This is a genomic window from Novosphingobium sp. NFX11 (genome assembly GCF_057376415.1).
Map to the genome: position 1 here is coordinate 423,071 of NZ_CP080384.1, position 9,436 is coordinate 432,506.

Genomic DNA, 9,436 nt, shown 5'->3' on the forward strand with positions numbered 1-9,436 from the left:
ATGGCTGACGAAAACAACAACACGCAGCCGGTTTCGGCTGAAGCACCCCAGGGCGGCGCGCCGTTCGAGGGTAACCGCGAAGGCGGCCGTGGTCGTGGCGGCCGTGGCCGTGGCGGCAACGATCGCGGTGGTGAGCGCGGTGGCCGTGGCGGCCGTCGTGACGACCGTCGCGGCAACCGCAACGCCGACGAGGAGCAGGGTGAAGAGCTGATCGAAAAGCTCGTTCACATCAACCGCGTCTCCAAGACCGTCAAGGGCGGTAAGCGCTTCGGCTTCGCCGCGCTCGTCGTCGTCGGTGACGGCAAGGGCCGCGTGGGCTTCGGTCACTCGAAGGCCCGCGAAGTTCCCGAGGCGATCACCAAGGCGACTGCCTCGGCCAAGAAGAAGATGATCCGCGTCGCGCTGAAGGAGGGTCGTACCCTCCATCACGACGGCAAGGGCCACTTCGGCGCCGGCAAGGTGAACGTGCGTACGGCTCCGGCCGGTACGGGCATCATCGCCGGTGGTCCGATGCGCGCCGTGTTCGAGAGCCTGGGCGTCGCTGACGTCGTCACCAAGTCGGTGGGCACCTCGAACCCGTACAACATGATCCGCGCCACCTTCGACGCGCTGACCACGCAGACTTCGCCGAAGTCGGTGGCCCAGCGTCGTGGCAAGAAGATCGCCGACCTGCTTGGTCGCGGTGGTGCTACCGAGGTAGAGGCCGAGGCCGCTGCCGAAGCCATCGTGGAGTAAGCATCATGGCGAAGATCAAGATCCAGCAGATCGGTTCGCCGATCCGTCGCCCCGAGAGCCAGAAGAAGATCCTCATCGGTCTCGGCCTCGGCAAGATGCACCGTATCGTGGAGCGCGAAGACACCGCCGAAGTGCGCGGTGCCATCGCCAAGCTGCCGCACATGGTGAAGATCGTCGACTGAACCTTCACAGGTTCACGCTGAACGAGACAGAAGGGCCTCGGTGGAAACACCGGGGCCTTTTTGCGTGGGTGGCCGGCCCTTCGACAAGCTCAGGGTGACCCTTCGACAGGCTCAGGGAGAGCGGGGCTAAGTGCAAACCTCCCAATCCCGCTCAGGCTGAGCTTGTCGAAGCCCCAGGGGCATGGCGGGCCTTCCCGCAAGTAATGCTCTTCCAACCGCGCGCGGCTATGCTATTCGCGCCAGCTTCATCGGCGCCTCGGGCGCCACGGATTCCAATCGGGGACAGGTCTTGATCGGCAAGCGGCTTCTGACGGCCACCATCCTGTGCATGGGCGCGCTGACGACGGCCGCGTGCTCGGACGACGCGCCCAAGGGCAATCTCGGCGTCGAGGGCGCCTCGGTAACCCAATGCGGCGACCTGCGTGCGGATACCGCGTTCCTGGACAAGCTGCGCAAGGGTGACCGCTCGCTGCGCCGCAAGCTGAAGGACGGCAGCGCCAACGCCGTGGCGGAGGCACACAAGGCGCTCGACATGGGCGACTTTCGCCTGATTGCCGCGACGACGCCGACCGGCATCTCCACCGAGGCTTACGGCGTACAGTGCCGCATGCTTGGCGGCCTTTCGCCATGGACCGTGCGCGCGGTGGCCTTCGTGCCCGAGGGCAAGGTCGAGGGCGGGCAACAGAAGCCCGACGATACCGTCACCGGCTTCGGTCGCCGCTACAACGCCGCGATGCTGGCCGATCCGCGCTATCCTTATGCCGACGTGTGCCGGGCAGTGGACAAGGCGGGGCCGCAGCCTGCGCTTCCCGACAATTCCGATGCGGGCGTCGAGCAGCCTTATGGTTTCGCCGAACTGGGCGTCGCGCGCATGGAGCACGGGCTCGGCGCGGCGGCGCGGCGCGGCTCGATCCGGGATATCGGCATCCTGCTGGAGCGCGACCCCAAGGGCATCGACAAGCCCGATCTGTTCGGCTTGACGCCGCTCGCCTGGGCGGTCGCCTACCATCGCTGGCCTGCCGCGCAGGCGCTGCTGCGGGCCAAGGCAGACCCGATCGGCGGGACGTGCCAGACCACCATCGACCGCCAGTCGCCGCTGCAGATCGCGCGCGTGATGCGCTGGTACGGTGTCATCCGCGCGATGCGGCCGCTGGTGACCGAAGAGCAGTTCGCCAGTCTGCGCCAGAAGCCGCGCTGGGATGACGCCAGCCTCGTCGAGTTCAACCATGCGCTCACCGAACTCAAGGAGCGTTACGATACGCAGCTGAAAGCCAAGCCGTTCGGCCGCTACGACCTGAACTTCCAGGTGGACGAGCAGGGCAACACGACAGAGTGCAAGATGGATCCGGCATCCGTCTCGCCCGCGTTCGACAAGGAACTGTGCGGGCTGGCGGTGGAGATCGTGCGCTGGGCGCCTGCGCGCGACGCCTTCGGTACGCGGGTTCCGGAGAGCGCGAAGCTGCTGGTGGGCTTCGGCGGCGGCAGCTGAGGCTGTCCTACATCCCGTGATCCATGCGATAGCGGATGGGTGAGGGCAGCATCGCTCTCGCTCGCTTTTTCGTCATCCCCGCGAAGGCGGGGACCCAGCTGATGTTTTCGCAAGAGGCAATGTCAGGAGATGGGTTCCCGCCTTCGCGGGAATGACTGGTAGATGATACAGATGTGGATGGCGCTCCGAAGCGGGCAAGGGTGCACGCGAAAGGTCACAGGGAATGGTCGCAAGTCATTCTCTGTAAAGGAGCAATCTCGGGGTTTCGCAGGCTCTTCTGTGTAAACCCGGAAGGCGGTTGATCTGCTTTTCCCGAATCCGGGGTGACAAGCCTGCCCTCATCCGCTAGGGGCGCCGCTTCCTATCAGCGCGACTCAAAGCGAAAGCGAGTGCAGAACATGAAACTGAATGACATCCGTGACAACGCCGGCGCCCGTCACCGCCGCATGCGCGTCGGCCGTGGTATCGGCTCGGGCAAGGGCAAGACCTCGGGTCGCGGCCAGAAGGGTGCCAAGGCACGCTCGGGCGTTTCGATCAACGGCTTCGAGGGTGGCCAGATGCCGCTCCACATGCGCCTGCCGAAGCGCGGCTTCTCGAACAAGAAGTTCGCCAAGGACTTCGCGGAAGTGAACCTGGGCCTCGTCCAGAAGTTCATCGACGCTGGCAAGCTGGACATCGCTGGCGTGGTCGATCACGCGGCGCTCAAGGCCGTCGGCCTGGCCCGTGGCGGCAAGGACGGCGTGCGCCTCCTCGCCAAGGGTGAACTGACCTCGAAGGTCACCTTCAACGTTGCCGGTGCTTCGGCCGGTGCCGTTGCCGCGGTCGAAAAGGCCGGCGGTTCGGTGATCGTGCCCGCCAAGGAAGAGGCTGCGGCCTGATTTCCGGCGCGACACGCTAAGGCATAAGGAGAGGGCGGGCGCCGGGCGCTTCGCCCTCTCTTGCTGTAAGGTGTCGACAAATGTGATGCGCGAGCGGCACACTGGAGCCGATTCGTGCGGGACGGGTCTTCCCGACCTCGTTCCAATGTCTATATGGCCAGTTTCCTTCCCGGGTTCGACAAGGCAGGCATGAGCCGCTAAGGGCGAGTCCGATTAGATTCTTCGAGGCTTTTTAGAACGTCATGGCTTCACGCGCCGACAACATCGCCAGCACGCTCAGCCTGGCCAATTTCTCCAAGGCCACCGAGCTGAAGAACCGCATCTGGTTCACCATCGGCGCGCTCATCGTGTTCCGCTTTTTGAGCTTCGTTCCGCTGCCGGGTGTGAACCCGGTCGCGCTGCGCGATCTCTATCTGCAGACGCAGGGCGGCATCCTTGACCTGTTCAACACGTTCTCGGGCGGTTCGCTTTCGCGCATGAGCCTGATCGCGCTCGGCGTGATGCCGTACATCACCGCCTCGATCGTGGTGCAGCTGGCCGCCTCGCTCCATCCGGCGCTCGTCGCGCTGAAGAAGGAAGGCGAAGCCGGACGCAAGAAGCTCAACCAGTACACGCGCTACGGCACCGTGCTGCTGTGCATCGTGCAGGGCTACGCGATCGCCACCGGCCTCGAGGCGCTGTCGACCTCGCGCGGTCTTGGCGCCGTGGTCGATCCCGGCATCCCGTTCCGCGTCGGCGCGGTGATCTCGCTGATCGGCGGCACCATGTTCCTGCTGTGGCTGGGTGAGCAGATCACCTCGCGCGGGATCGGCAACGGCGTCTCGCTCATCATCATGGCAGGTATCGTCGCGCAGATGCCGACGTTCGCCAGCAACCTGGGCTCGGCCTACTCGGCGGGCGACACCGGTTCGATCCTTATCATCGCGCTGATCGCGCTGGTAGTGGCGATGATCCTGATGATCTGCTTCATGGAACGCGCCACGCGCCGCCTGCTGATCCAGTATCCCAAGCGCGCCACGCAGCGCGGCATGATGCAGGCCGACCGCAGCCACCTGCCGCTCAAGCTCAACACCGCCGGCGTGATCCCGCCGATCTTCGCCAGTTCGCTGCTGCTGCTGCCGCTGACGATCAGCCAGTTCGCCGGCAAGTCGCTGACGCCGGATCTCGACGATGGGCAAGATCGTGGTCTCGCTCAACCAGTACCTGGGCCACGGCAAGCCGCTCTACATGCTGCTCTACGCAGCGGGCATCATCTTCTTCTGCTTCTTCTACACCGCAGTCGTCTTCAATCCGGAAGAGACCTCGGACAACCTGAAGAAGAACGGCGGCTTCATCCCGGGCATCCGTCCGGGCAAGAACACCGCAGTCTATCTCGACTACGTTCTGACGCGTATCACCGTGATCGGTGCGGCCTACTTGGTCATCGTCTGCACGGTGCCTGAGTACTTCCTGTCGATGACGGGCTTGCCGCTGCTGTTCATGGGTGGCACGAGTCTGCTGATCGTCGTCAACGTGACCGTGGATACGATCACGCAGATTCAGTCGCACCTGCTGGCGCACCAGTACGGCGACCTCATCAAGAAGGCCAAGCTGAAGGGCCGCATGCGCTGAGGCGCGTGCCGATAACGTAAAACCGAGGGGGATTCAGGGCGTGAACATTATCCTGCTGGGACCGCCGGGGGCGGGCAAGGGAACCCAGGCGCAGCGTCTCGTCGACAAGCATGGCATGCGCCAGTTGTCGACCGGCGACATGCTGCGCGCCGCGGTCAAGGCGGGGACGCCGACCGGACTCGAAGCCAAGGCGGTCATGGAGCGTGGCGAGCTGGTCTCGGACGCGATCGTGTCGGCGCTGATCGGGGACGAACTCGACGCGATGGGCGTGGATACCGGCGCCATCTTCGACGGCTACCCGCGGACCGAAGCGCAGGCGGAATCGCTCGACGGCATTCTCGAAGCGCGCGGCCGCAAGCTCGATCACGTGATCGAACTGGAAGTGAACGAGGACGCGCTGGTCGAGCGCATCACCGGCCGCTTCACCTGCGCCACTTGCGGCAAGGGCTACCACGACACCTTCGAGAAGCCGAAGGTCGAAGGCACTTGCGACAAGTGCGGCGGGCACGAGTTCAAGCGGCGTCCTGACGACAATGCCGAGACCGTGCGCACCCGCATGGCCGAGTACCGCGCCAAGACCGCGCCGATCCTGCCCGTCTACGAAGCGCGCGGCATTGTCGCCAAAGTCGACGGCATGGCGGACATGGACGAGGTGACGGCGGCGATCGAGGCGATCCTCGCGGGCTGATTCTGTTCCAGAGTGAAACGAGTAACGAAACCCGGAAAGTGGCTCAGGGCATTTTCCGGGTTTTTCGTTTTGTCGGCGCGGCGCAGGGGTAGGGATGACGTCAGCCATGCGATCTGGCATGGACGGTGTCGCGACATTGACGGGGCCTTCGCGGCCGGGCAGGGGCAGCTTTATGAAGTCTTTCGCATTTGCGCTGGCGACGGCCGGCATGGCGCTCGTTCCTTCGGCGGCAAGCGCGAGCGTCGCGCAAGTCGAGGCCAATGGCTTCGTCGTGCGCCATGTCGCGCAAGTTTCGGCGACGCCCGAGGAAACCTGGGCCGTGCTGGTGAAGCCATCGGTCTGGTGGGACTCCGATCACACCTGGTCCGGCGATGCCGCGAACCTCACGCTCGATGCACGGGCGGGCGGCTGCTTCTGCGAAGTGCTGCCTAACGAAAGCTCGCCCAAGGCAACGCCGCGCGGCAGCGTCGAGCACATGCGCGTGATCTACGTGGAGCGCGGCCGCGCCCTGCGCATGAGCGGGGCGCTCGGCCCGCTGCAGTCGGACGCGGCGATCGGCACGCTGACCGTGCAGCTCAAGCCGGACGGGAAGGGCGGTACGCAGGTCCTGCTTGAATACGTCGTGGGCGGCTTCACCCGCACCCCGTTCGAGAAACTGGCGCCGGCGGTCGATGGCATGCTCGGCGGACAGCTCCAGCGCCTGACCGGAAAGCTGGGCGGCGCCTTCGCGGCGGCCTTCCCGAAGATCGAGACGGACGTTGCCGACCCGCCTGCCGAGGAGCATGCAGCGTCGGATCCTGCGGCCGGGCTCGACATCGTGCCGCTTTCGAGCAAGCCGACGACCAGTGACGGGCCGCTCGTCGGACGCTAGGTCCGATGCGTGCGGTGCCGCCATGGGACAGGGCCGGGTGCTACGCACTTTGACTGGCCTCGTGATTTGCGTTAAACAGGCATGACAGGCGCGACATCCGCCCCGTCGATCAGGCGGAGGGCGGCGCCCGGTCGATGCCGCAGGCGTTGACGCGGAACGTTGACTCTGCGCGCGAATCGTTTTAAGCGCCCCCTTCACTCGTCAGTAAACGGCAGTCCGGAAGGCCCATACCGCGTGTCCAAAGCACCCGCGTGTAACCGCCAACCGGGCCTTTTGCCATTTCACTTCCCCGAGTGTTTTCGCGATGAGATGGAGGTGCGCGCTCGCACCTCTGTGGAGCAGGAGAATTAAGTGGCTCGTATTGCAGGGGTAAATCTCCCCACCAACAAGCGCGTTATCATCGCGCTGACGTATATCCACGGCATCGGCCGTACCAAGGCTCTCGAGATCGCCGACAAGCTCGGTATCGATCACACCCGCCGTATCCAGGATCTCTCGGACGCCGAAGTGCTCCAGATCCGTGAGACCATCGACGCCGACCACACGGTCGAGGGTGACCTTCGTCGCGAGACCGCGATGAACATCAAGCGCCTGATGGACCTCGCCTGCTACCGCGGCCTGCGTCACCGCAAGGGTCTGCCGGTTCGTGGCCAGCGCACGCACACCAATGCGCGCACCCGCAAGGGCAAGGCCAAGCCGATCGCCGGCAAGAAGAAGTAAGCCGAGGGAGCCGTTAAGGCTTTCGGTTTCCCGCAGCGATAATTCGACAGGATATACGATATGGCACGCGAACCTCAGCGCATTAAGCGCCGCGAGCGCAAGAACATCACGAGCGGCATCGCCCACGTGAATGCTAGCTTCAACAACACCATGGTGACCATCACCGACGCCCAGGGCAACGCGATTTCGTGGTCCTCGGCCGGCATGATGGGCTTCAAGGGCAGCCGCAAGTCGACCCCGTACGCCGCTCAGGTGGCCGCGGACGACGCCGGCAAGAAGGCCGCCGAGCACGGCGTCCGCACCCTCGAAGTCGAAGTCAAGGGCCCGGGTTCGGGCCGCGAGAGCGCCCTGCGCGCCCTCGCTGCCGTGGGCTTCACGATTACCTCGATCCGCGACGTCACGCCGATTCCGCATAACGGCGTGCGTCCCTCGAAGCGCCGCCGCGTCTGATCGAGCTAATGCGGGCGGTGACCGGTCACCGCCCGTCTTCGGAACGTCCCGGGCCTCTCCACCAGGCCTTCGGGACGCAACCGCCATCACTCCCAGGGGAAGTCCATGACTGTCAACATCAAGAACTGGCAGGAACTCAAGAAGCCGAACAGCCTTGAGATCAAGCCGGGACCAGACCCCAAGCTGAAGGCGACCTTCGTCGCCGAACCTCTCGAGCGCGGCTTCGGCCTGACGCTCGGCAACGCGCTGCGTCGCGTGCTGCTCTCTTCCCTCCAGGGCGCGGCGATCACCTCGATCAAGATCGAGAACGTGCTCCACGAATTCTCGTCGCTCGCAGGCGTGCGTGAAGACGTCACGGACATCGTCCTGAACGTCAAGCAGATCGCGCTCAAGATGCAGGGCGACGGTCCGAAGCGCCTCCAGCTTTCGGCAACCGGTCCGGCCGCCGTCACCGCCGGCGACATCGCCGTCACCGGTGACATCGAGGTCATGAACAAGGATCTCGTGATCTGCCACCTCGACGATGGTGCGACGCTCAACATGGAGCTGACCGCCGACTCGGGCAAGGGTTACGTCCCCGCCGTGTCGAACCGTCCGGTCGACGCGCCGATCGGCCTGATCCCGGTCGACTCGCTCTACTCGCCGGTTCGCCAGGTGAGCTACAAGGTCGAGAATGCCCGCATCGGCCAGGAGCTGGACTTCGACAAGCTCAACCTGACGGTCGAGACCGACGGCACCGTGACCCCTGAAGATGCCGTGGCTTATGCCGCGCGCATTCTGCAGGACCAGCTGGCGCTGTTCGTCCACTTCGAGGACATCGCCCCGGTTGGCGCCTCGCCGATGATCGGCGTGGCTGTTGGCGGCGCGGCGGCTTCGGAAGAGAGCGACACCAACCAGCTCAACCGTTACCTTCTCAAGAAGGTCGACGAGCTGGAACTGTCGGTCCGTTCGGCCAACTGCCTCAAGAACGACAACATCATCTACATCGGCGATCTGGTCCAGAAGACCGAAGCCGAGATGCTGCGCACGCCGAACTTCGGCCGCAAGTCGCTCAACGAGATCAAGGAAGTGCTTTCCTCGATGGGTCTGCGCCTCGGCATGGACATCCCGGGCTGGCCGCCCGAGAACATCGAAGAGATGGCCAAGAAACTCGAGCAGGAACTGCTCGGCTGATTGGACCTTCGGGTTTCGAAATGAAGAGGGCCTCGCGGGTGACTGCGGGGCCTTTTTCTTTGGGGTACGATCTCCCGCATCGAACCTTTGTGCGTCATCCCCGCGATAATGCTCTACGTTTGACGGAATGATCGAATCGCCCAACGCATTGAAATCTGCAGGCCGCTTCACCATCGCGGCGCGGCTCAGGAGCTTCATCTTCGCATGGCGCGGCCTGCGCTGGCTGGTTTACAACGAGCACAATGCGCGGGTGCACCTGGCGGCGTCGATTGTCGCGATCGGGGCAGGGCTGTTCCTGAATATCTCCGCAAACGACTGGCGCTGGCTGTTGCTGGCGATAGGGCTGGTCTGGCTGGCCGAAGCCTTCAACACCGCCTTCGAGCAGATGTGCGACCGGGTCGAACCGAACTTTGATCCGGTCATCGGCCGGATCAAGGACATCTGTGCCGGAGCGGTGCTGATGGCATCGATCGTGGCCGCAGGTATCGGACTTCTGACGCTTGGCCCGCCGGTTTGGGCGATGCTCGACGGCATCCGCCCTTGACTCCCGCCCCGTTTTCGTATTGAGGGCGCGCTTCACAAATACGTGAACAGGCTTTGGGCGATGGTCTAACCACATCGCCCGGCAGGCAGTACCTT

10 protein-coding genes and 1 pseudogene are annotated in these 9,436 nt (G+C 64.5%); all 11 read left to right on the forward strand.

Annotated elements, in window-relative coordinates:
• The 11 genes and pseudogenes from rpsE to KZO24_RS02170 all read left to right on the forward strand — a co-directional run bounded on the left by rpsE (position 1) and on the right by KZO24_RS02170 (position 9,341).
• Positions 1-735, forward strand: a complete 735-nt coding sequence (gene rpsE / locus KZO24_RS02120; protein ID WP_008828221.1) for a 30S ribosomal protein S5 — start codon at positions 1-3, stop codon at positions 733-735.
• A 5-nt stretch (positions 736-740) separates the two neighbouring features.
• Complete coding sequence (rpmD, locus tag KZO24_RS02125) at positions 741-917, forward strand: 50S ribosomal protein L30 (protein WP_008828220.1); 177 nt, start codon at positions 741-743, stop codon at positions 915-917.
• Positions 918-1,098: 181 nt separating this feature from the next.
• On the forward strand, positions 1,099-2,406 hold the full coding sequence (locus KZO24_RS02130; RefSeq protein ID WP_271184625.1) for an ankyrin repeat domain-containing protein: 1,308 nt from the start codon (positions 1,099-1,101) through the stop codon (positions 2,404-2,406).
• 398 nt (positions 2,407-2,804) lie between these two features.
• Entirely contained in the window at positions 2,805-3,284 is a 480-nt protein-coding gene (rplO, locus tag KZO24_RS02135) for a 50S ribosomal protein L15 (protein WP_271184626.1), read from the forward strand.
• A 242-nt stretch (positions 3,285-3,526) separates the two neighbouring features.
• Positions 3,527-4,895 (forward strand): annotated as a pseudogene (gene secY / locus KZO24_RS02140) (preprotein translocase subunit SecY).
• 40 nt (positions 4,896-4,935) lie between these two features.
• Positions 4,936-5,583 (forward strand): adenylate kinase, encoded by a 648-nt coding sequence (locus KZO24_RS02145; protein WP_008831160.1) that lies wholly within the window; start codon positions 4,936-4,938, stop codon positions 5,581-5,583.
• A 172-nt stretch (positions 5,584-5,755) separates the two neighbouring features.
• Positions 5,756-6,454 carry an SRPBCC family protein gene (locus tag KZO24_RS02150; protein ID WP_271184627.1) on the forward strand — a complete coding sequence of 233 codons (699 nt, stop codon included), beginning with the start codon at positions 5,756-5,758 and terminating at the stop codon, positions 6,452-6,454.
• Between the two features lie 351 nt (positions 6,455-6,805).
• The gene (rpsM, locus tag KZO24_RS02155; protein ID WP_008831162.1) at positions 6,806-7,174 is read left to right on the forward strand and encodes a 30S ribosomal protein S13; all 369 of its coding nucleotides are present in this window, start codon (positions 6,806-6,808) and stop codon (positions 7,172-7,174) included.
• Between the two features lie 60 nt (positions 7,175-7,234).
• The gene (gene rpsK / locus KZO24_RS02160) at positions 7,235-7,624 is read left to right on the forward strand and encodes a 30S ribosomal protein S11 (protein WP_008831163.1); all 390 of its coding nucleotides are present in this window, start codon (positions 7,235-7,237) and stop codon (positions 7,622-7,624) included.
• A gap of 105 nt (positions 7,625-7,729) precedes the next feature.
• Complete coding sequence (locus KZO24_RS02165; RefSeq protein WP_036527247.1) at positions 7,730-8,797, forward strand: DNA-directed RNA polymerase subunit alpha; 1,068 nt, start codon at positions 7,730-7,732, stop codon at positions 8,795-8,797.
• A 127-nt stretch (positions 8,798-8,924) separates the two neighbouring features.
• Positions 8,925-9,341, forward strand: a complete 417-nt coding sequence (locus KZO24_RS02170; protein WP_051586956.1) for a diacylglycerol kinase family protein — start codon at positions 8,925-8,927, stop codon at positions 9,339-9,341.
• The last annotated feature ends 95 nt before the right edge of the window (positions 9,342-9,436 follow it).